This window comes from Micromonospora sp. WMMD729, assembly GCF_049315225.1.
Classification (GTDB): Bacteria; Actinomycetota; Actinomycetes; order Mycobacteriales; family Micromonosporaceae; genus Micromonospora.
Genome location: NZ_CP186059.1, coordinates 6,104,470 through 6,125,916 on the forward strand (window position 1 = coordinate 6,104,470; position 21,447 = coordinate 6,125,916).

At 72.1% G+C, this 21,447-nt stretch carries 21 protein-coding genes; 7 read left to right on the plus strand and 14 right to left on the minus strand.

Annotated features, from left to right (window positions below; genetic code table 11):
- Nucleotides 1–5: 5 nt before the first annotated feature.
- Genes ispF through ACN263_RS28130 form a run of 3 tightly spaced genes read right to left on the minus strand, consistent with a single transcriptional unit; the run spans nucleotide 6 to nucleotide 1,785 of the window.
- Nucleotides 6–491 carry a 2-C-methyl-D-erythritol 2,4-cyclodiphosphate synthase gene (ispF, locus tag ACN263_RS28120; protein WP_422740848.1) on the minus strand — a complete coding sequence of 162 codons (486 nt, stop codon included), beginning with the start codon at nucleotides 489–491 and terminating at the stop codon, nucleotides 6–8.
- Nucleotides 492–547: 56 nt separating this feature from the next.
- Entirely contained in the window at nucleotides 548–1,243 is a 696-nt protein-coding gene (gene ispD, locus ACN263_RS28125) for a 2-C-methyl-D-erythritol 4-phosphate cytidylyltransferase (protein WP_422737246.1), read from the minus strand.
- A gap of 56 nt (nucleotides 1,244–1,299) precedes the next feature.
- Nucleotides 1,300–1,785 carry a CarD family transcriptional regulator gene (locus ACN263_RS28130; protein WP_007073334.1) on the minus strand — a complete coding sequence of 162 codons (486 nt, stop codon included), beginning with the start codon at nucleotides 1,783–1,785 and terminating at the stop codon, nucleotides 1,300–1,302.
- 329 nt (nucleotides 1,786–2,114) lie between these two features.
- On the opposite strand from ACN263_RS28130, the gene ACN263_RS28135 reads away from it, so the two are divergent.
- Nucleotides 2,115–2,792, plus strand: coding sequence for a hypothetical protein (locus ACN263_RS28135; RefSeq protein WP_422737247.1), 678 nt, complete (start codon nucleotides 2,115–2,117; stop codon nucleotides 2,790–2,792).
- 11 nt (nucleotides 2,793–2,803) lie between these two features.
- Here ACN263_RS28135 and ACN263_RS28140 read toward each other — a convergent pair whose 3' ends face one another.
- The 4 genes from ACN263_RS28140 to ACN263_RS28155 form a co-directional block, all read right to left on the minus strand.
- Nucleotides 2,804–3,442 (minus strand): hypothetical protein, encoded by a 639-nt coding sequence (locus ACN263_RS28140; protein ID WP_422737248.1) that lies wholly within the window; start codon nucleotides 3,440–3,442, stop codon nucleotides 2,804–2,806.
- A gap of 31 nt (nucleotides 3,443–3,473) precedes the next feature.
- The gene (locus tag ACN263_RS28145) at nucleotides 3,474–4,532 is read right to left on the minus strand and encodes a type III polyketide synthase (protein WP_422737249.1); all 1,059 of its coding nucleotides are present in this window, start codon (nucleotides 4,530–4,532) and stop codon (nucleotides 3,474–3,476) included.
- Nucleotides 4,533–4,617: 85 nt separating this feature from the next.
- On the minus strand, nucleotides 4,618–5,784 hold the full coding sequence (locus ACN263_RS28150) for an acyl-CoA dehydrogenase family protein (protein WP_422737250.1): 1,167 nt from the start codon (nucleotides 5,782–5,784) through the stop codon (nucleotides 4,618–4,620).
- Nucleotides 5,785–5,825: 41 nt separating this feature from the next.
- Complete coding sequence (locus ACN263_RS28155) at nucleotides 5,826–6,587, minus strand: class I SAM-dependent methyltransferase (protein WP_422737251.1); 762 nt, start codon at nucleotides 6,585–6,587, stop codon at nucleotides 5,826–5,828.
- A 46-nt stretch (nucleotides 6,588–6,633) separates the two neighbouring features.
- Between ACN263_RS28155 and ACN263_RS28160 the strand changes: the two genes are divergently transcribed.
- The 4 genes from ACN263_RS28160 to disA all read left to right on the plus strand — a co-directional run bounded on the left by ACN263_RS28160 (nucleotide 6,634) and on the right by disA (nucleotide 11,250).
- Complete coding sequence (locus tag ACN263_RS28160; RefSeq protein WP_422737252.1) at nucleotides 6,634–7,473, plus strand: UbiA family prenyltransferase; 840 nt, start codon at nucleotides 6,634–6,636, stop codon at nucleotides 7,471–7,473.
- A 138-nt stretch (nucleotides 7,474–7,611) separates the two neighbouring features.
- Nucleotides 7,612–8,394: a hypothetical protein gene (locus tag ACN263_RS28165; protein WP_422737253.1), complete on the plus strand. Its 783-nt coding sequence runs from the start codon at nucleotides 7,612–7,614 to the stop codon at nucleotides 8,392–8,394.
- 85 nt (nucleotides 8,395–8,479) lie between these two features.
- Nucleotides 8,480–9,937 carry a DNA repair protein RadA gene (gene radA / locus ACN263_RS28170; RefSeq protein ID WP_422737254.1) on the plus strand — a complete coding sequence of 486 codons (1,458 nt, stop codon included), beginning with the start codon at nucleotides 8,480–8,482 and terminating at the stop codon, nucleotides 9,935–9,937.
- A gap of 131 nt (nucleotides 9,938–10,068) precedes the next feature.
- Nucleotides 10,069–11,250 carry a DNA integrity scanning diadenylate cyclase DisA gene (gene disA / locus ACN263_RS28175; RefSeq protein WP_422737255.1) on the plus strand — a complete coding sequence of 394 codons (1,182 nt, stop codon included), beginning with the start codon at nucleotides 10,069–10,071 and terminating at the stop codon, nucleotides 11,248–11,250.
- A gap of 33 nt (nucleotides 11,251–11,283) precedes the next feature.
- On the opposite strand, the gene ACN263_RS28180 is transcribed toward disA, so the two are convergent.
- The 3 genes from ACN263_RS28180 to ACN263_RS28190 all read right to left on the minus strand — a co-directional run bounded on the left by ACN263_RS28180 (nucleotide 11,284) and on the right by ACN263_RS28190 (nucleotide 13,227).
- Nucleotides 11,284–12,039, minus strand: a complete 756-nt coding sequence (locus tag ACN263_RS28180) for a hypothetical protein (protein WP_422737256.1) — start codon at nucleotides 12,037–12,039, stop codon at nucleotides 11,284–11,286.
- A gap of 106 nt (nucleotides 12,040–12,145) precedes the next feature.
- Entirely contained in the window at nucleotides 12,146–12,718 is a 573-nt protein-coding gene (locus tag ACN263_RS28185; RefSeq protein WP_422737257.1) for a peptide deformylase, read from the minus strand.
- Nucleotides 12,715–13,227: a glycine cleavage system protein R gene (locus ACN263_RS28190; RefSeq protein WP_422737258.1), complete on the minus strand. Its 513-nt coding sequence runs from the start codon at nucleotides 13,225–13,227 to the stop codon at nucleotides 12,715–12,717. Before ACN263_RS28190 ends, ACN263_RS28185 begins: the two co-directional genes overlap by 4 nt.
- A gap of 96 nt (nucleotides 13,228–13,323) precedes the next feature.
- On the opposite strand from ACN263_RS28190, the gene ACN263_RS28195 reads away from it, so the two are divergent.
- Nucleotides 13,324–14,235 (plus strand): A/G-specific adenine glycosylase, encoded by a 912-nt coding sequence (locus ACN263_RS28195; RefSeq protein ID WP_422737259.1) that lies wholly within the window; start codon nucleotides 13,324–13,326, stop codon nucleotides 14,233–14,235.
- Nucleotides 14,236–14,777: 542 nt separating this feature from the next.
- Here ACN263_RS28195 and ACN263_RS28200 read toward each other — a convergent pair.
- The 3 genes from ACN263_RS28200 to lysS all read right to left on the minus strand — a co-directional run bounded on the left by ACN263_RS28200 (nucleotide 14,778) and on the right by lysS (nucleotide 19,809).
- Nucleotides 14,778–17,327 (minus strand): ATP-dependent Clp protease ATP-binding subunit, encoded by a 2,550-nt coding sequence (locus tag ACN263_RS28200; protein WP_422737260.1) that lies wholly within the window; start codon nucleotides 17,325–17,327, stop codon nucleotides 14,778–14,780.
- Nucleotides 17,328–17,843: 516 nt separating this feature from the next.
- Complete coding sequence (locus tag ACN263_RS28205; protein WP_422737261.1) at nucleotides 17,844–18,188, minus strand: histone-like nucleoid-structuring protein Lsr2; 345 nt, start codon at nucleotides 18,186–18,188, stop codon at nucleotides 17,844–17,846.
- 112 nt (nucleotides 18,189–18,300) lie between these two features.
- Nucleotides 18,301–19,809, minus strand: coding sequence for a lysine--tRNA ligase (gene lysS, locus ACN263_RS28210; RefSeq protein ID WP_422737262.1), 1,509 nt, complete (start codon nucleotides 19,807–19,809; stop codon nucleotides 18,301–18,303).
- Between the two features lie 89 nt (nucleotides 19,810–19,898).
- Here lysS and ACN263_RS28215 point away from each other — a divergent pair, with 89 nt between their 5' ends.
- The gene (locus tag ACN263_RS28215) at nucleotides 19,899–20,636 is read left to right on the plus strand and encodes a class I SAM-dependent methyltransferase (protein ID WP_422737263.1); all 738 of its coding nucleotides are present in this window, start codon (nucleotides 19,899–19,901) and stop codon (nucleotides 20,634–20,636) included.
- A 35-nt stretch (nucleotides 20,637–20,671) separates the two neighbouring features.
- Here ACN263_RS28215 and ACN263_RS28220 read toward each other — a convergent pair whose 3' ends face one another.
- Nucleotides 20,672–21,430: a type III pantothenate kinase gene (locus tag ACN263_RS28220; RefSeq protein ID WP_422737264.1), complete on the minus strand. Its 759-nt coding sequence runs from the start codon at nucleotides 21,428–21,430 to the stop codon at nucleotides 20,672–20,674.
- Nucleotides 21,431–21,447 lie beyond the last annotated feature (17 nt).

Below are 21,447 nucleotides of genomic sequence, written 5' to 3' on the forward strand. Positions count from 1 at the left end.
CGAGCCTAGGCGGCCGGGGCGTCGTACACCAGCGCCACGGCGACGCCCGCCAGACCCTCCTCGCGGCCGGCGAAACCGAGCCCGTCGGTGGTCGCGGCGGAGACGGTCACGGGTGCGCCGACGGCCTCGGAGAGCACCCGCTGCGCCTCCTCCCGACGGCGGCCGATCTTGGGCCGGTTGCCGATGACCTGCACCGACACGTTGCCGATCGCCAGGCCGGCAGCGCGTACCCGGCGGGCCGTCTCGGTCAGCAACGCCACGCCGGACGCCCCGGCCCACTCCGGCTGGTCCACCCCGAACGCGGAGCCGAGATCACCGAGACCGGCGGCGGAGAGCAGCGCGTTGCAGGCGGCGTGTGCGACGACGTCGGCGTCCGAATGCCCGGCGAGACCATCCTGGTCCGGCCAGAGCAGGCCGGCCACCCAGCAGGGTCGGCCGGGCTCGAACGCATGCACGTCGGTGCCGATGGCCACCCGAGGAACGATCATGATCCGAGCGTACGCGTAACCGACCTCACGGTCCCGCCCGCGCCGAAGGTGCCGGCGCGTCAGTCGGCGGCGGCGAGCAGGTGCTCCGCCAGGGCCAGGTCGAACGGACGGGTGATCTTCAGCGCGTACTCCGAACCGGGCACACAGGCCACCGCCACGCCCTGCTTCTCGACCAGGCCGGCATCGTCGGTGAGCGGATCTCCCGCGGCGGCGTGCGCGGCGGCCAGTACGGACCGGCGGAAGCCCTGCGGGGTCTGCACCGCACGCAGGGCGGACCGGTCGACGGTGCCCAACACCACCTCGTCGGCGTCGACCTCCTTGATCGTGTCGACGACCGGCAGGACCGGGATCACCGCCGGCTGGCCGCCCCGGACCGCGGCGGCGACCGACTCGACCAGTTCGGGTGGGGTCAGCGCGCGGGCGGCGTCGTGCACCAGGATGATCGTCGGGCCTTCCGGCACGGCCGCGAGCGCGGCGGCGACCGACGCCTGACGCTCGGCGCCACCGGCCACCACGGTCACCGGCGCCACCGGGGCCAGCAGCGCACGGACGCCCGTCACCTCGGCCGCGGGCGCGGCCACCACGATCGTGTGGACCGACGCGGCGGCGGCGAGCCGGCGCACGGCGTGCACCAGCAGCGGTTCGCCGGCGAGCAGGCGCAGCGCCTTGGGTCGGCCGGGACCGAGACGTACGCCGGCACCGGCCGCAGGCACGAGGACCGCGACGTCACCGCGCGGGTTGAGCTGCGCGGTCACGTCGCGGTCCTCGGTGGTTTCTTCGCTACGAAGTGGGTACGACGATGCTGTGCGGACTAGGCCTCGGTGAGGACCTTGTCGAGCAGCGTCTCCGCCTCGTCCTTGGTGCTCTTCTCAGCCAGCGCGACCTCGCCGACGAGAATGTCGCGGGCCTTGGCCAGCATCCGCTTCTCGCCTGCGGACAGGCCCCGCTCCCGCTCACGACGCCAGAGGTCACGCACGACCTCGGCGACCTTCAATGGGTTGCCGGAGGCCAACTTTTCCAGGTTGGCCTTGTAACGCCGCGACCAGTTGGTCGGCTCCTCGGTGTGCGGAGCCCGGAGAACGTCGAAGACCTTACCGAGGCCCTCTTCGCCGACCACCTCACGAACGCCCACGATCTCGGCATTCTCAGCCGGCACCCGGACCGTCAGGTCACCCTGCGCGACCCTCAGGACGAGATATTGCTTAGGCTCGCCCTTGATGACCCGAGTCTCGATTGCCTCGATGAGTGCGGCCCCGTGGTGGGGGTAAACAACGGTCTCGCCGACACTGAAAACCATAGGTTCGAAACCCCTTTCGCTGTGTCTAGGGTAACACGCTCAGGCAACGATGTCTCACCGATGTCCTGACCGTTGGCGCAGCTCAGGGGCCCTGTGAGAGGTCTTTCTTCAGCTTGACAGGCGGTCAAACCGATGGTTCGAACACGCTCCGTGACGATCGGATGACTTCCCGATACGGGTGAACAGAACGTCGAGATCAAGGGCTATGCGCTCCTCCCATGGTATCCCGGCGTGCGGGACCGCGCCCAGATGTAGCGGGAGGTGCCCCCGGTGCGGGACCCTGGAGTCCGAGCCACACTCCGCTCTCGAGACGCTTCCTGGGGGGTCCGATGGGCAAGCCGGACGCAGAGGGCCACGGGCCACCCGACGGCCTGCCCGACCTACCGCCCGAGTGGGGCCGCATCGTCATCCCCGACGATGCCTCCGCCCTCGCCGGCGAGGCCGCCCAGGTGCGCCGTGAGCTACGCCGGGCCAACGGCCGGCAGCCCGCGCGCCGGGTGCTCGCGCTGCCGCTGCTCGTCCTGCTGGTGGCGGTGCTCACCACCCTGACCGGCCTGCTCGCCGTGACCTGGCCCCGCGCCGGCCGGAGCACCGACCGACCGACTCCGGCGCCCTCCCCGCCACCGGTGTCCCTGACCGGCCAGGCGCTGCCCGCGCTGGACCTGGTCGACGCCGAGCAGGCGCCCGTGCCGCTGCGCGGCCTGCTGCCCGCCATGATCATCCTGGTGGACGACTGCGGCTGCCCCGACGTCGTCGTCGAGGCCGTGACGGCGGCACCCGTCGGCGTCACGGTGGTCACCGTGACCGAAGGCCGAGCCGTCGCAACCGCACCGCCGGTCGCCGGCGTCCGTGCGCTGGCGGACCCCGCCGGCGGTCTGCGCTCGTTCCTGGGCCCGGGCGCTGCGAACGCGCTGCTGGTCGACCGCACCGGCGTGGTGACCCGGGTGCTGCCCGGTGTCGGGCCGGTCGACGCGTACCAGGACGACCTGACCGCCCTGGCCCGCTGAGCGGGCCGCCCTTACGACGGGGGCAGCGCGACGAGCTGCGCCGCCACGTCGATCGGCTGGTCGCCGACGGCCGACAGCGACACCCGGAACGGTCCGCCGCCGGGCAACACCCGGGCGGAGGCGAGCGTGCCGTCACAGTCGATGCGCGGTGGGCCGGCGATTTCGGCCCCGGTGCTCGTCACCGCCAGCGCGCCCGGTCGGGTGCACCGGTACTGGAGCAGAAAGCGCGAGCCGTCGTCGGACGCCTGCCGGGTCCGCTCCTCGCCGGGTGCCAGTTCCCGCTCCTCCCGCCAGATGGTGCCGCGGAACGAGGGCAGGTCGCTTCCGGGGACGAGAACCCCCACGTCGGCGTCGAGGTCGGCGACCGCGCCCCGCTCCGGGTCGGTGGCTGTCCGCGGATCGCTGTCCACCCGGACGGCCTCGCCCGTCTCCGAGTCGATCCGCACCGTCACCCGCGCCTCGGGCTCGAGACGGGCCAGGACGCGATCCAGTTCGGTGCTGACGCTGGGCGTGCTGGCGGGCGGGCTCACCGGCCCGGCCACCGGGGCGGGTGCGGCGGCATGCCACCACCAGCCGCCGACCGCCAGCGCGGCCAGGGCCGTACCGATCAGCACCACCGACCGCGCCCGGTCGTCCGCCGCCCTGTCCATGACAGGAGGATACCGGCCGGCTCGTATTCGTTTAATCCTGTCGATCGAGCAGGACCGCGTACAGGGTGAGGCCCGGACCGAACGCCAGCATGACCACCCGCCGGGGCGACGGCGTCGAACGAGCCAGCCGGTCCAGGATCAACAGCACCGTCGGCGACGAGCAGTTGCCGTGCTCGTCGAGCGTCGCCCGGGACGCGGCCAACGCCTGCGGCGGCAGGGCCAACTCCCGCTCCACCACGTTGAGGATCCGTGGCCCACCCGGGTGCACGGCCCAACCGTCCACCTCGGAGACGGTGCCGCCGTGCCGGGCCAACAGGTCGTCGACCAGACCGCGTACGTGCCGGGACAGCACCTGCGGGACCTTCGACGACAGCCCCATCCGGAACCCGGCGTCGGTGACGTCCCAGGTCATGTGGTCGGCCGTCGAGGTGTCGGTGACCGAGGCGACCTCGCGCAGCGCGTACCCCCGGCCGCCGGGCACCACCACGGCGGCGACGGCGGCGTCCGAGAAGAGCGCGTGCGAGATGATCTGCTGGGTGTCGACCCGGGCCGTGGACGGCTGGATGTGCAGGCTGGTCAGCTCCGCGCAGAGCAGCAACGCCGGCCGCCCCCGGGCGGTGACGAAGTCACTCGCCGCGCCCAGCCCGGGCAGCGCCGCGTAGCAGCCCATGTGGCCGACGAACATGCGCTGGGTGTCCGCCGCCATGCCCAGGTCGCGCGCGAGCAGGATGTCCAGCCCCGGGGTGGCGTACCCGGTGCAGGAACAGACGATGAACATCCCGACGTCGCCGGCGTCCAGACCGGCAGCGGTCAACGCGCGCCCCACCGCCTCCTTGCCCAGCGGCAGCGCCTCCACCTGGTACCGACGCATCCGGCGCTCGGTCGGCCAGTCCGAGACGTCCTCGAGCAACGGGTTGACCGCGGCCTGTCGTCGGGTCACCCCCGAGTTCGCGAAGATCCGCTCCGCCAACGCCCGGGTGCTGCCGGTGAAGTGCCGGGAGAAGAAGCCCTCCCACAACTCGTCCTGCGAAGCGGCCGGCGGCTGTGCTGTCCCGAGCCCCGCGATCACTGGTACGGACACGATCCCCACCTCTCGTCAGACGCTGTCCTCCCCCTGGCCGTCCCACCGGCCGGCTCGGCCGGCCCCTGCACCGTGCGCGTACCGCGACACCGGCTCACCAACGCGGTACCGATCCGTCGCGGTCCGGGTCCCCGCCCAGCGCGGCGATGCCCAGCCAGTCCGCGCAGACGTCCGAGGTCGCCGGGTGCAGTGAGCCGCACCGGGCATCCCGGTAGAGCCGTTCCAACGGATGGCCACGCCGGGTCGCCGACGTGCCCGCCGCCTCCAGCATCGACGCCGCCACCTCGGCGGCGGTCGTCCCGGCCAGCAGCTTCGCCCGCCACACCCAGCGGTTGGTCTCCGCGTCACCCGGCGCGTCGTCGACCCGGCGGGCCGCCTCGGCCACCGCCAGCTCGGCCGCCGCCGTCGCCGCGTCGGCCCGGCCCAGCCGCGAGCGCACCGCCGGCAGGCCGGCCAGGTTACGGGCGTTGAGATGCTCGGCCGCCGCGTCGATGGCCGCCCGGGCCACCCCCACGTAGACGGCCGCGTAGCTGGCCACCAGCCAGTGCGGCATGAGTTGGGCGATCACGAGCGCCAGTCCCTCGACCCCGCCGAGCAGGCGGTCGCCCGGCACGGTGACGTCCAGGTGCAGGTCGTGCGACGAGGTGGCGCGCATGCCGAGGGCGTCCCAGGTCGGCTCGACACTCAGACCGGCACCGGCCGGCACCAGGAACTGCGACACCACCGACTGGTCGGTGGAGCTGCGCGCGGCCACCAGGTAGCCGTCGGCGTGCCCGGCCCCGGAGCAGAAGGTCTTGCTGCCCTTGAGGTGCCAACCGTCGTCGGTCGGCTGGTAGACGGTGCTCAACTGCGACAGCCGGGCGCCGGTGCCCCGCTCGCTCATCGCCACGCCGTACCAGGCGCCCTGGGCGGCGGCGATGAGCAGCCGGTCCCGGGCGGCCAGCGCCTCCTCCGACACGCCCAGCGCCTCGGCCAACTCCTCGGTGACCGCGCCCAGCGCGCCGGTCACCGAGGCGTGCATGTTGAACACCAGCGCCGTCGCGCCGTTGCCCCGGGCCAGCTCGGTGGCGACCGCGGTGTACTCCGCGAAGCTCGCCCCGAGGCCACCGAGTTCGCGCGGGACCATCAGCCCGAACAGGCCGGCCTCCCGCAGGTCCCGGAAGTCGTCGGCCGGGAAGGAGCCGTCCCGGTCGTGCTCGGCCGCCCGCGCGGCGAACCGCGGCGTCAATCGGCGGGCCGCCGCAAGCGCGTGCACCGTCATATCGCTCCCTCCTCGGCGTCCCATACCCCGCCACGAGCCGACTATCCTCTGCGGACCCCCCGGCCCTGGTAGAGCACGGCGGTGGACCGGGTCGGCACGATGCGCGGCGCGCGGCCGGTCGACGGCGTACCGGGCGTCCGGGCCCCGCGGGCCCGCCGCACCAGCCAGGCGAGCAACCCGCCGACCTGCGGCCGTATCCCACGCAGGCGCAGCTCGACACCGTGCCGGGCGCACTCGGCCACCAGCGCCCGGGCGTCCACGAACAACCGTGGATCGTGGATGCCGCGCGGCACGGTCGGCAGCCGTTCGGCGATCCGCACCGCGACCAGCCGAGCCAGCGCCGTGTCGTTGAGCGTGTCCAGCACCAGCAGCCCGCCGGGGCGCAGCAGGCGACACGCCTCGGCCACCGCGCGCGGCCAGTCCGGCACATGTTCGAGCAGTTCACCGGCGGAGACCACGTCGGCGCACCCATCGGGCAGCGGCACCGCCGTGGCATCGCCCTGCACCACGCGTACGCCGTGCCCGGCGGCCTGGACCAGCGCCGACCGGGTCAGGTCCACCCCGACGTGCCGGTAGCCCTTGCCGGCCAGGTGCGGCGCGAGCAGCCCGGCGCCGCAGCCCAGATCGACCAGGACCGCGCCCGGACTCCTCGCCGGCGGTACGAGTGCCGCGCGGGCCTCGGCCAGCCAGTGCAGCATCGCGAACGCGCCGTCGGGTCGCCACCACTCGCCGGCCAGGTCGTCGTACTGGCGCGGGTCGTTGCGCGGCAGCACCCGCTGAGCGGTCGACGCCACGTCTCGCATGGCTCCGAGCGTGGCACGACTGCTCGGTAACGACCAGACTTCCCTTATGTCGTCGAGGGTGTTAGGGCTGGTCAGGGCGAGCCATCCGGAACCGGCCGCCGCGGTGACCACAGTGTCCGGTCTGCTGGCCTGGGGAGTGGGGCACCCACCGACGGGAATTGCCTCGGTGGTGCTCGCGGTGCTCGCCAGCCAGCTCGCGGTGGGCTGGACCAACGACGCGCTGGACGCCGAGCGGGACGCCACGGTGGGGCGTACCGACAAACCGGTCGCCGCCGGCGCGGTGGGCCGGCGCGGCACGGCCTGGGCCGCGGCGGTGGCCGCGCTGGCCTGCCCGCTGCTGGCGCTGACCACGAACCCCCGGGCGGCCCTCTGGCTCACGGTCGCCCTGGTCTCCGCGCTGCTCTACGACTGGCCGCTCAAGGCCACCGTGCTCTCGGTGGTGCCGTACGCCGTCTCCTTCGGCGCGCTGCCGGGCTTCATCGTGCTGGCGCTGCCCGGCGAGCCGACCCCGCCGCTCTGGCTGCTGACGGCGGCGGCCTGCCTCGGGGCCGGCGCGCACTTCGCCAACGTGCTGCCCGATCTCGCCGACGACGCCCGCACCGGCGTACGCGGCCTGCCGCACCGCCTCGGCGCGGCGGGCAGCCGGGCCGCCGCGGCCGGACTGCTACTCGCCGCGACCGCCGTCCTGGTGCTGGGACCGCCCGGGCCGCCGTCGATCCTCGGGCTCGCGGCGGTCGGCACGGCCGCGGTAGTGCCAGCGCTGAGCTGGTACGCCGGGCGCTCGGCGGCCCGGGCGGGCCGGCGGCCGGTGGCTGCCTTCCGGGCGGTGATGCTGGTGGCGCTCATCGACGTCGCGCTGCTGGTGGCGAGCGGTCGGGTGGTGTGAGGGCACCCCGGCGGGTGGCATTGCCGGGTCCCCGTGCGGGCCTCGATCAGCTCCAACTACCCTGGAGCGCGGTCTGCGCGGGTATGGCCACCTCGCCCGGCGTGCGCCCGGGTGGGGATCGTAACGAGGAGGACCGACGTGACGCGCTCGATCAGGGGATCCCGGCGGGCAGCCCTGCTGCTGTCCGGGATCGCGGCGGCCACCAGCCTGCTTGCCTCAGGCTGCGGCGCCGGTCAGGTCGCCGAGACCGCCGAGAAGGAGCCGTCGGTCCAGGGCGTCAACCTCACGACCCCCAACGGCGCCTACTCGGTGCGGGGCCTGCTGGTGGCCTACCCCGGCACCGAGGGATACCGGGCCGGTCAGGACGCCCCGCTCAACGCGGTGATCTACAACGACTCGAAGAGCACCGTGACGGTCACCGTCACCACCCAGAGCGCCCGCGAGGTGCTGATCTCGGGTGGCTCGGCCAGCCCGACGCCGTCGGAGTCGGCCTCGGAGTCGGCGTCCGCGACCCCGTCGGGTTCGGCCAGCCCGTCGACCCGCGAGTCCGGCTCGGCCAGCCCGTCGGCGACCCCGTCCGAGACCGGCTCGTCGTCGGCGACCCCGTCCGCCCCGGAGTCGGCGCGGGCCTCCGGTTCCGCCAGCCCGGCCGCGCCGGGTCAGCCCGCCCGCATCGAGCTGGCCCCGCTGAGCTACCTCCAGCTCAACTCGGAGGCCACCTCGCAGCTGCGGCTCGTCGGTCTGACCGAGGCGCTGCGTTCCGGCCAGAACGTCATGGTGACCTTCGACTTCGGCAACGGCAACACGGTCACCGGCCCGGCGCCGATCGCGGTGCCGCTCACCCCGGCGGCCCCCGCGTCGCCGATCATCGAGCGCGAGGGCGGCCACGAGGGCGACGAGGGCGGCACCACCCACGAGTGAGCCGATCCTGAGTACCGCGAACACCCCGGCGTGGGAACCACCACGCCGGGGTGTTTTCGTCGTACGAGAGGGCTAGCGTCCTGATGTGACCACCTCCCGATCGACCTCCGGCCGTGGCGGCGCGGCCGGTGCACCCCGTGCCCGGTCCGCCACCCGAGAGCCACGCCCGGCGTACGAGTGCGACGCCTGCGGGCACCAGCCGCCCAAGTGGGTGGGTCGCTGCCCGGAGTGCGGCGAGTGGGGTTCGGTGGTGGAGTCGACGCTGACCGGGCCGACCGTCTCCGGTCGGGTGGTCAGCTCGCGGATGCCGGCCGAACCGGCCCGACCGATCGCCACCATCAGCGCCGCCCCGGCCCGCGCCCGGCCGACCGGCGTGAGCGAACTGGACCGGGTGCTCGGTGGCGGCCTGGTGCCCGGGGCGGTCGTGCTGCTCGCCGGCGAGCCCGGCGTGGGCAAGTCGACCCTCCTGCTCGACGTGGCGCAGCAGTGGGCGGTGGGCGCCGGCAGCCCGTCCCTGGTCGTCAGCGGGGAAGAGTCAGTCAGTCAGGTCCGGCTGCGCGCCGAGCGGATGGGCACCCTGCACGACCAGCTCTACCTGGCGGCCGAGAGCGACCTGGCGGCGGTGCTCGGGCACCTCGACGCGGTCAAGCCGGGCCTGCTGGTCCTCGACTCGGTGCAGACCATCTCGACCACCGGCACCGAGGGGGTGCCGGGCGGCGTGACCCAGGTACGCGCGGTCACCGCCGCGCTGGTGTCGGTCGCCAAGGAGCGGGGCATCGCCACCGTGCTGGTCGGGCACGTCACCAAGGACGGCCAGGTCGCCGGGCCCCGCGTGCTGGAGCACCTGGTCGACGTGGTGCTGCACTTCGAGGGCGACAAGCACTCCTCGCTGCGGCTGGTACGCGGCGTCAAGAACCGGTTCGGGGCCGCCGACGAGGTGGGCTGCTTCGAGATGCACGAGGGCGGCATCAGCAGTCTGGCCGACCCGTCCGGGCTCTTCCTCACCCGCTACTCCGAACCCGTGCCCGGCACCTGCGTGACGGTGGCGATGGAGGGGCGACGGGCTCTGGTCACCGAGGTGCAGGCGCTGATCGGTGCGACGGTTGCCGGCTCGCCCCGCCGGACGGTCTCGGGCCTGGACTCGGCCCGCCTGGCCATGGTGCTCGCCGTCCTGCAACGGCGTACCGAGCGGTTGACCCTGCACGACCGGGAGGTCTTCGCGGCCACCGTGGGCGGCATCCGGGTGGTGGAGCCGGCGGCCGACCTGGCCGTCGCGCTGGCGGTCGCCTCGGGTGGGCTCAACCTGGCGATCGCGCCGCATCTCGTGGCGATCGGCGAGGTGGGGCTGACCGGCGAGGTGCGCCGGGTCGGGGCGGTGCCGCGACGGCTGGCCGAGGCCGCCCGCCTCGGGTTCAAGGTGGCACTGGTGCCGCCGGGTTGTGGCCCGGCCAGCACCGGCGCCGGGCCCGACCAGATGCGGGTGACGGAGGTCACTGACGTGCGCTCGGCCCTGCAACACGCGGCTCGCGCGTCCGCCGAGTGACTCAGCGTGCCGACGCCAACGGCGATAACGGACAGCATCGGCGCAAGTGGAAACGGTTCGAAGGGCGGCATCGTGACACATCACAGTAACCACGACAGCACCCACCGCACGGCAGTCCGTAGACTGTGCCCGTGCCGATCGACCGCGATACCACCAAGCCTGCCGGAGCGCCGCCCCAGGCCCGCACCGGCGCCGTGGGCTCGCCGGCCCGCCCGATCAGCGTGAGCGTAACCGCCGCTGCCGGGGGCGCCGGCGATCCGCTGCGGGCGAATCTCGCCCTGATGGCACCCGGCACCGCGCTCCGCGACGGTCTGGAGCGCATCCTGCGGGGCCGCACCGGCGCGCTCATCGTGCTCGGCTACGACAAGGTGGTCGAGGGGCTCTGCACCGGCGGCTTCCCGCTGGACGTCGAGTTCTCCGCAACCCGGGTCCGGGAGCTGTGCAAGATGGACGGCGCCGTGGTGCTGTCCAGCGACGGCACCCGCATCGTCCGGGCGGCCGTGCACCTGATGCCCGATCCGTCCATTCCGACGGAGGAGTCGGGCACCCGGCACCGCACCGCCGAGCGGGTCGCCCGGCAGACCGGCTACCCGGTGATCTCGGTCAGCCAGTCGATGCGGATCATCAGCCTCTACGTCAACGGTCAGCGACACGTCCTGGACGACTCGGCGGCGATCCTCTCCCGGGCCAACCAGGCGCTGGCCACCCTCGAGCGCTACAAGCTCCGGCTGGACGAGGTCTCCGGCACGCTCTCCGCGCTCGAGATCGAAGACCTGGTCACCGTGCGGGACGCGGTGGCGGTGGTGCAGCGACTGGAGATGGTCCGCCGGATCGCCGACGAGATCGCCGGCTACGTCGTGGAGCTGGGCACCGACGGTCGGCTGCTCGCTCTCCAACTCGACGAGCTGATGGCCGGCGTCGACGCCGACCGCACCCTCGTCATCCGGGACTACCTGCCCGTCGGCCGTAAGTCCCGCACGCTCGACGAGGCGCTGGTGGAGCTGGATCTGCTGGGTGCCACCGAGCTGATCGACCTGGTGTCGGTCGCCAAGGCGATCGGCTACCCGTCCGCGTCGGACGCGCTGGACGCCGCCGTCAGCCCGCGTGGCTTCCGGCTGCTGGCCAAGGTTCCGCGCCTGCCGGTGGCCGTGGTCGACCGCCTGGTGCTGCACTTCGGCAGCCTCCAGCGGCTGCTGGGCGCGACAGTGGAGGACCTGCAGGCCGTCGAGGGCGTGGGCGACGCCCGGGCCCGCGGCGTCCGCGAGGGCCTGTCCCGGCTCGCCGAGGCTTCCATCCTCGAGCGGTACGTCTGATCCGCCGCCGCCCCGGCGGCGTGAAGGGCCGACTCAGCCGGTGATGGTGATCTTCGCGGGCGCGCTGTACTTGGTGCCGACCCGGGCGAACACCTGGTACGTCCCCGCCGGCGCGAACGGCCCCGCCGCCAACCCCGCGCCATCGCACCGGCTGGTGTCCCGCCCGTTCCAGCCGACGGTGTAGGAGCGCTCGAACCCGGGTGTGAACGACTGCACGTCCGAGCCCTGGACCTTGCCGCAGGTGTCGGACGACCACACCTTCTCGGCACCGGCCTTGACGAAGATCTCCTGGAGGTCGGCACCGACGTTACGGCTGCACGTCCGGTCCGAGGTGTTCTTGATCTTCAGTTGCAGGTCGACCACCGCGCCGCGCTGCACCGAGGTGGGCCGCGCCACCGACGTCACGCTGATCTCCGCGTCGGTGCAGGTGCCGTCGTCGACCGAGCCCGCGGCCGAACCCGGCGGGGGGTCGTCGGTGGTGGCCCCGGACCCCGGATTCGTGTCGTTCGTACCCGTGGCATCCGGACCGCCGGACTCGGTGGCATTCGGTTCCGCGGACCCGGACGCTGGCGGGGCCCCCGACTGCGGGGTCAGGACCGGCCCCACCGCTCCCGGGCTCGCCGTCGAAGTGGGGGTCGACGTCGCCCCGGCCCGCGGTTGACCGCCGGAGCGATTCGAGCCGGTGCAGGAGTAGAGCAGGACAATCAGGAAAAGAAGCCCCGCTCCGAATACGACGGCGCGACGCCGCCAGTACACGGCGGGTGGCAGGGGGCCGACCGTCAGACGCATGATGCCCCCCACCGTAGTCGCGCCGCACCCACCGACGGGTCACGACGCGCCGGAGCGTCAGCGGGGCAGCGCGTCAGCCGTCCACTGAGGACTGACGGCCACCCGCTCAGAGATAGACCTTGCGCTGGTAGACCGCGTGCGCGCCGGCCACCCGGTCCAGGAAGAGCAGCCCCTCGCAGTGGTCGATCTCGTGCTGCAACGCCCGCGCCTCGAAACCGTCCGTCACCAACCGGACCGCCGCGCCCGTGCCCGGCAGGTCACCCTCCACCACGAGCCGACTCGCCCGCTTCACGTCGCCGGTCAGGTCCGGCACCGACATGCACCCCTCCCGGCCCGGCTTCCACCGGGTCGCCTCGACCACCCGGGCATTGCACAGCACGAACGTGCCGTGCACGGTGACCGCCTTCGGATGACCGGTCACGTCGACAGCGAAGACCCGGGCGCCCACGCCGACCTGCGGCGCCGCCAGACCCACACAGCCCGGCGACACCCGCATCGTGGCGACCAGGTCGGCGGCCAGCCGGACGGTCTCCTCGGCGGTGGGATCGACATCGCCGCCGGCCCGGCTCAGCACCGGGTGCGGGGCGGACACGACGGCCCGTACCTCACCCACCACCGCCAGCGAATCCGGCGTCCAGTCCCCCAGACCGGCGTACGCCTCGCCCCGCCCGTCGCTCACAGCAGATCCGGGTCTGCCGGCCGGAGGGTGACCTCGACCCCCACCTCGGTGGCCGTCCGGTGCAACCGTTCGGTCAGCGACTCGACGACCCCCGCCGGCAGCTCGACCTCGGCCAACACCACGTAGAGTGAACCGGCCAACCGCGTGCTCAGGTCGGTGACGTTGCCACCGGCGTCCACCAGCACCCGGGTCATCGCCGCCACGATGCCCATCCGGTCCGACCCGTGCACCGCCAGCACGTACGGCTCGCCGGCCGGCGTCACCGCACCGTCCGGCGTCACCGCGCGTACGGTCGCCAGCAGTTGCCCCTCGGCCGCGAGCGGCGCCAACGCCGCCTCCACCTCGGAGGCGGCCGGGCCGGTGCAGATGAGGGTCATCGCGAAATGCCCCCGCAGCCGCGTCATCGTGCTGTCGGTGAGGTTCGCGCCCAGCCGGGCCAGCACCTCGGCGACGTCGGCCACGATGCCCGGCCGGTCCCGGCCGATGACGGTGATCGCGAGCTCGTTCATCCGCGCATTCTGCCCGATCCGGCCACCGCCGCCACCACACCCCGCCCGAGCCGCCCAACCAGCGGGACCGGACCGCGTGACATCATCGACGACGCCATGACTCAACCCGATTTCGCCGCGCTGATCAGCCGATGGTTCCAGCAGCACGCCCGTGACCTGCCGTGGCGGGGACCCGACGTGAGCCCGTGGGCCATCCTGGTCAGCGAGGTCATGCTCCAGCAGACGCCGGTGGTCCGGGTGGTGCCGGCCTGGCACGCCTGGCTGGACCGCTGGCCCGACCCGGCGGCCCTGGCGGCCGACACCCCGGCCGAGGCGATCCGCATGTGGGGGCGTCTCGGCTATCCCCGCCGCGCCGTCCGGCTGCGGGAGTGCGCGTTGGCCATCGTGGACCGGCACGGCGGCCAGGTGCCCGACCGGCTGGAGCAGCTACTGGCGCTGCCCGGCGTGGGCACGTACACCGCGCGTGCGGTGGCGGCGTTCGCGTTCGGGCAGCGGCACCCGGTGGTCGACACCAACGTACGACGGGTGGTCTGTCGCGCCGTGGCCGGTGAGCCGGACGCCGGACCCGTCACCCGCCCCGCCGACCTGGTCGCCACCGAGGAGCTGCTGCCCCCGGAGCCGGCGGCCGCGGCGCTGGCCAGCGCCGCGTTCATGGAGTTGGGGGCGGTGCTCTGCACGGCCCGTACGCCGCGCTGCACGGCCTGCCCGGTCGAGTCGGTCTGCGCCTGGCGGGCCTCCGGGCAGGAGCCGCCGACCGGCCCGACCCGCCGACCGCAGCGGTACGCGGGCACCGACCGGCAGGTACGTGGACTGCTGCTCGGCGTGCTCCGGGAAAGCACCGGCCCGGTCCCGCACCAGCGACTCGACCAGGTGTGGACCGACGACGTACAGCGCGCCCGCGCCCTGGCCGGCCTGGTACAGGACGGCCTGGTGGAACCCGTCGGCGCCGACTCGTTCCGGCTGGCCGGCGACGGCCCGGCCACCCCCACCGCCGACCTCACCCACTGACCCGCCGGGTCTTTGGGCGGCCACGCGCTCTGCGCCCACGCGTTCGGGGCTCGGCGCTCGGCGCTCGGCGCTAGATCACGCTCGATCCTGGATGTAGTGGTCTCGGACGCGCCGGATGCCACTACATCCAGGATGCTGCGCGATCTTGCCAGCGTTCCCGGCCGGACCGCCGCACAACATCAGGGAAACTGCTGCCTCCGACCGCCGGGAGGCAGCAGTTTCCCTGATGTTGCGGGATAGGGATCGGGGGATACGCCGCTGAGGCAGCGCAGGCGTGGCGTTTGGCGCACGGCTGGACAGGCACGCCGGACCACCGGACGCCACTCCCGGAACCGGCAGCGCCGGACCACCGGACGCCACTCCCGGAACCGGCAGCGCCGGACCACCGGACGGCACCCCCGGGCAGGCACGCAGGACCGCCGAACGCCCCACCCCTGGGCAGGCAGCGCCGGGACGGCGGGCGCAGCCGCTGGGCGGGTGCGCAGAAAGAGGCGGGGCCCCGGTGGCTTGCGCCGCCGGAGCCCCGCCCCTTGTGCTGCTGGTTATGCCACCTCGTCCGTCGCCGCTGCCGCGGTGCCGGCGGCGGTGCCACCGAGGTCGGCCGGAACGGCGTCCGGAACCTCGACAGGCTTCTCCGCGCCCCGGAAGACGAGCTTGGACTTGTCGATGTCGTTCGGGTCGCCCTCGCAGTCCACCACGACGATCTGACCGGGGGTCAGCTCGTTGAACAGGATCCGCTCGGAGAGGTTGTCCTCGATGTCGCGCTGGATCGTGCGACGCAGCGGACGGGCACCGAGCACCGGGTCGAAGCCCTTCGCGGCCAGGTACTTCTTGGCGTTGTCGGTCAGCTCCAGACCCATGTCCTTGTTGCGCAGCTGCGTCTCGATCCGCTGGATCATGATGTCCACGATCGAGAGGATCTCGGTCTGGCGCAGCTGGTGGAAGACGATGGTGTCGTCGATCCGGTTGAGGAACTCAGGCCGGAAGTGCTGCTTGAGCTCGTCGTTGACCTTCTGCTTCATCCGGTCGTAGTTGGACTCGGAGTCCTCCGACGCCTGGAAGCCCAGCGACACCGCCTTGGCCACGTCGCGGGTGCCCAGGTTGGTGGTCAGGATGATGACCGTGTTCTTGAAGTCCACGATCCGGCCCTGACCGTCGGTGAGCCGACCGTCCTCGAGGATCTGCAGGAGCGTGTTGAACACGTCCGGGTGGGCCTTCTCGATCTCGTCGAAGAGGACCACCGAGAACGGACGACGACGCACCTTCTCGGTCAGCTGCCCGCCCTCGTCGTAACCGACGTAACCGGGAGGGGCACCCACGAGGCGGGACACCGTGTACCGGTCGTGGAACTCGGACATGTCCAGCTGGATGAGGGCGTCCTCGCTGCCGAAGAGGAACTCGGCGAGCGCCTTGGACAGCTCGGTCTTACCGACACCGGACGGACCGGCGAAGATGAACGAGCCGGACGGCCGCTTCGGGTCTTTCAGGCCGGCCCGGGTACGCCGGATCGCCTTCGAGACCGCCTTGACCGCGTCCTCCTGGCCGATGACGCGCTTGTGCAGCTCGTCCTCCATGCGCAGCAGGCGCGAGGTCTCCTCCTCGGTCAGCTTGTAGACCGGGATGCCGGTCCAGTTGCCGAGCACCTCGGCGATCTGCTCGTCGTCGACCTCGCTGACGACGTCCAGGTCACCGGCCTTCCACTCCTTCTCCCGCTGCGCCTTCTGACCGAGGAGCTGCTTCTCCTTGTCACGCAGCTGGGCGGCGCGCTCGAAGTCCTGCGCGTCGATCGCGGACTCCTTGTCGCGGCGCACCTGGGCGATGCGCTCGTCGAAGTCACGCAGGTCTGGCGGCGCGGTCATCCGACGGATACGCATCCGGGCACCGGCCTCGTCGATCAGGTCGATCGCCTTGTCCGGCAGGAAGCGGTCCGAGATGTACCGGTCGGCGAGCGTCGCGGCAGCCACCAGGGCGGCGTCCGTGATGCTGACCCGGTGGTGCGCCTCGTAACGGTCCCGCAGGCCCTTGAGGATCTCGATGGTGTGCGCCAGCGACGGCTCACCCACCTGGATCGGCTGGAAACGACGCTCGAGCGCGGCGTCCTTCTCCAGGTGCTTGCGGTACTCGTCGAGCGTGGTGGCGCCGATGGTCTGGAGCTCACCACGGGCCAGCATCGGCTTGAGGATGCTGGCGGCGTCGATCGCGCCCTCGGCGGCACCCGCACCCACCAGGGTGTGGATCTCGTCGATGAACAGGATGATGTCGCCCCGGGTGCGGATCTCCTTGAGCACCTTCTTGAGGCGCTCCTCGAAGTCACCGCGGTAGCGGGAGCCCGCGACCAGCGCACCGAGGTCGAGCGTGTAGAGCTGCTTGTCCTTCAGAGTCTCGGGCACCTCGCCCTTGATGATCTTCTGGGACAGCCCCTCCACCACGGCGGTCTTACCGACGCCGGGCTCACCGATCAGGACCGGGTTGTTCTTGGTACGGCGGGAGAGCACCTGCATGACCCGCTCGATTTCCTTCTCGCGCCCGATGACCGGGTCGAGCTTGCCCTCGCGGGCGGCCTGGGTCAGGTTACGGCCGAACTGGTCCAGCACCAGGCTGGTCGACGGCGCGGCCTCACCCGGCGCGGCACCCGCCGCGGCGGGCTCCTTGCCCTGGTAGCCGGAGAGGAGCTGGATCACCTGCTGGCGGACCCGGTTGAGGTCGGCGCCGAGCTTGACCAGCACCTGGGCGGCGACGCCCTCACCCTCGCGGATCAGCCCGAGCAGGATGTGCTCCGTGCCGATGTAGTTGTGGCCGAGCTGCAGCGCCTCGCGCAGCGACAGCTCCAGCACCTTCTTGGCCCGCGGCGTGAACGGGATGTGCCCGCTCGGCGCCTGCTGGCCCTGGCCGATGATCTCCTCGACCTGCTGGCGCACGCCCTCCAGGGAGATGCCGAGGCTCTCCAGAGCCTTGGCGGCGACACCCTCACCCTCGTGGATGAGGCCCAGCAGGATGTGCTCCGTACCGATGTAGTTGTGGTTGAGCATCCGGGCCTCTTCTTGGGCCAGGACGACAACCCGTCGCGCTCGGTCGGTGAACCGCTCGAACATGCCCTCGTGCTCCTCACGTGCCGTGCGCCTTGATGGTCAAGATCTTGGCGGGGCCGGTGCACGAACGTCCGGGACGGGCGTCCGTGCCTCCTTACTCTATCGTCGCTGACCGACTCAGCTGAGGTCGTGTCTCTCCGGTCCGGGTCGGTTCCACGTCGTTTTGCACAACCGTCCGCGCTCAGGAGGTGTTCCGGTACCCCTGTCGCTACGCGTAGAGCGAAATCCGGTCGACCATGCGGAAGCCCTCCGCCGCCCTCGAATGGGCCCGGCGGGGGTCTGGGACGGTCATCCACAGGTTGTGGAAAACTTCTCCACCGCCTGTGGACAACGTCGGTCGGGCCGTCCGACATTCCCGCCTCCGACCGGGCCGCCGCAGCCGGCCGGACCGCCGACGCCGGCCGGACCGCCGACGCCGGCCCGACGGGGCACGAAGACGGCGACGCCGGCCCGGAGGAAGCTCCGGCCCGGCGTCGGTGTCGCCCTGCGGTGGCCGCCGCCACCGGTCAGCTGAGGGGATCAGCGCTTGGCGTGGTACTCGTCGACGATCTCCTGCGGAATACGACCGCGGTCCGAGATGTCCTTGCCGGCCTTCTTGGCCCACTCCCGGATCGCCCTGTTCTGCTCCCGGTCGGCGGTGGCGCCACCGCGACCGCGGGCGGCCCGCCCACCGATCACCACGCCACCGCGACCCACCTTGGTGCCGGCCCCGACGTACGGCGCGAATACGTCGCGCAATTTCGCGGCGTTGGCGCCGGACAGGTCGATCTCGTACTGAACGCCGTCGAGCGCGAACTTGACGGTCTCGTCCGCGTCCCCGCCGTCCAGGTCATCGACCAGCTTGTGAATGATCTGCTTGGCCACGTCCCACATTCCTTTCGAGCAGGGCGCTCCTGCTAATGAGAGCACAATAACCCGCGCGCTGCTCGCCTCGTCAATAGGATGCCGTTACGACTCGCAGGGAGTCGGCGGACGACTACTCCGGGCGGACCAACGGGAAGAGGATCGTTTCCCGAATTCCGAGGCCGGTCAGGGCCATCAACAGCCGGTCGATTCCCATTCCCATACCCCCGGCCGGCGGCATTCCGTACTCCATGGCCCGGAGAAAGTCCTCGTCGAGACGCATCGCCTCGTCATCGCCCCGGGCCGCGAGCTGCGCCTGGGCCACCAGCCGTTCCCGCTGCACCACGGGGTCGACCAGCTCGGAGTACGCGGTGCCCAGCTCGAAGCCGAGCACGTAGAGGTCCCACTTCTCGGCCAGCCCCGGCTCGCTGCGGTGCGCCCGGGTCAGCGGGCTGGTCTCCTCCGGGTAGTCGCGCACGAAGGTGGGCGCCTGCAGGCCGGGGACGACCAGTTCCTCGAACAGTTCCTCGGCGAGCTTGCCCGGGCCCCACTTCGGGTCCACGGCCAATCCCACCTTGTCCGCGTACTCGACCAGCCGGGAGCGTTCGGTGCGGACCGTGACCTCCTCGCCGAGCGCCTCGGAAAGGACCCCGAACAGGGTCACCGATCGCCACTCGCCGCCCAGGTCGAACTCCCGCCCGTCGGCGTGGGTCACCACCGTCGAGCCGCCGACCGCGATGGCGGCCTGTTGCACGAGATTGCGGGTCAACTCGGCCATCGTGTCGTAGTCGCCGTACGCCTGGTAGGTCTCCAGCATCGCGAACTCCGGCGAGTGCGAAGAGTCGACACCCTCATTACGGAAGTTGCGGTTGATCTCGAAGACGCGGTCCACACCACCTACGACGGCGCGCTTCAAAAACAGTTCCGGCGCGATTCGCAGATACAGATCGGTGCTCAACGCATTGCTGTGGGTCACGAACGGTCGGGCCGCCGCACCGCCGTGCAGGAGTTGCAGCATCGGAGTTTCCACCTCGATGAAACCCTGACCGTGCAGTGAATCGCGCAAGCTCCGCACCGCCGCCGCGCGGGTACGGACCATCTGCCGGGCCTGCGGGCGGACGATCAGGTCCACGTAGCGCTGCCGGACCCGGGCCTCCTCGGAGAGCGGCTTGTGCGCCACCGGCAACGGTCGCAACGCCTTGGCGGTCATCTCCCACCGCTGCGCCAGAACGGACAACTCGCCCCGGCGGCTGGTGATCACCTCGCCGGTCACGCCGACGTGGTCACCCAGGTCGACCAGGCGCTTCCAGGCCTCCAGCCGCTCCGGGCCGACCCGGTCGAGGGAGAGCATGGCCTGCAACTCGGTGCCGTCGCCGTCGCGCAGGGTCGCGAAGCAGAGCTTCCCGGTGTTGCGTACGAAGATCACCCGGCCGGTGACCGAGACCTCGTCGCCGGTGGCGGTGTCCGTCTCCAGGTCGGCGTAGCGCTCCCGGATCTCGGCCAGGGTGGTGGTCCGGGGGAAGCCGACCGGATAGGGCTCGACGCCCTCGGCGAGCATCCGGTCCCGCTTCTCCCGGCGGACCTTCATCTGCTCCGGAAGGTCGTCGGCGGGGTCCACTGGCACGGCGTTCTGCTCGCTCACGGCACGCTTCCTCGTCACGGGAGATTCAGGGGGTCAGGCCCGAGCGTACTCAAGCGCTCCGGAGGCTGTTACGGGATAACCTGCCCGTCATGGTCGATCACACTCAGGCGCTCTCGTTCGGCGTCGCGGCGAGCGATTACGACCGGTTCCGACCCCGCTATCCCGAAGCGGCGTTGCGCTGGGCACTCGACGGGTTGCGCGACGCCCGGGTGGTCGACCTCGGCGCGGGCACCGGCATCCTCACCCGCCAGGTGCTCGCCCTCGGGCACCACGTGACGCCGGTGGAGCCGGACCCGGGGATGCGCGCCCAACTCGACGCCGTCACTCCGGGAAGCAGCGCGCTGGCCGGCAGCGCGGAGGCCGTCCCGCTGCCCGACGGCGCCGCGGACGCCGTGGTGGTGGGCCAGGCGTACCACTGGTTCGACCGGGACCGGGCTCACGCCGAGATCGCACGGATGCTGCGGGCCGGCGGGACGTTCGCCCCGATCTGGAACCTGCGGGACGATCGGGTCGGATGGGTGGCCGAGCTGGGACGGATCGCCCACCTGGGTGACAACGCCGGCGACGTGCTCGGCCGATACGACGACTTCGGCCCCGGGTTCACGCCGATCGAACCCGGCGAGTTTGCGCACCACACCACCCTCACGCCGGCCGAGGTGGTGGCGATGCTGCACACCCGCTCGTACTGGCTCACCGCCCCGGCCGACCGTCGCGCCCGCATCGACCGGGAACTGCGCGACCTGTTCGCGGGCCATCCCGATCTCGTCGGACGGGAGACCGTCGACCTGCCGTACCGGACGATCGTGCTGCGGGCCCGGCGGCGCTGAGGCCGGCGCGGCGGCCGACCGCGACGGCGGCCGGGTCAGACGTTGCGGTCGTAGACCATCCGCAGGCCGATCAGCGTGATCATCGGCTCGTGGTGGGTGATGCTCCGGCACTCGTTCATGACCAGCGAGGCGAGGCCGCCGGTGGCGATCACCGCCTTCACCTCGCCCAACTCCTCGGTCATCCGCTCGACGATCCGGTCCACCTGCCCGGCGAAGCCGAAGTACAGGCCGGACTGGAGGCACTCCACGGTGTTCTTGCCGATCACCGAACGGGGCCTGGTGGCCTCGACCTTGCGCAGCTGGGCGGCGCGGGCCGCGAGCGCGTCGAAGGAGATCTCGATGCCCGGGGCGAACGCGCCGCCGAGGAATTCGCCGCGACCGCTGATCACGTCGAAGTTGGTGGTGGTGCCGAAGTCCACGACGATCGACGGCCCGCCGTAGAGCGTGTACGCGGCCAGGGTGTTCACCACCCGGTCGGCGCCCACCTCCTTCGGGTTGTCGATGGCGAGCTGCACCCCGGTCCGCACTCCCGGCTCGACGATCACGCTCGGCAGGTCGGCGTAGTAGCGGCTGAGCATGGTGCGCAACGACCGCAGTGCGGCCGGCACCGTCGAGCAGGCGGCCACGCCGGTGATCTCGACGTTGTCCCCGGCGAGCAGACCCCGGAACATCAGACCCAGCTCGTCCGCCGTGGAGCGGGCATCGGTCTTGATCCGCCAGGAGTGCACCAGCTTGTCGCCGTCGAAGGTCGCCAGCACGGTGTTGGTGTTTCCGATGTCGATGCAGAGCAGCACGCTCGAAGCCTAGACAA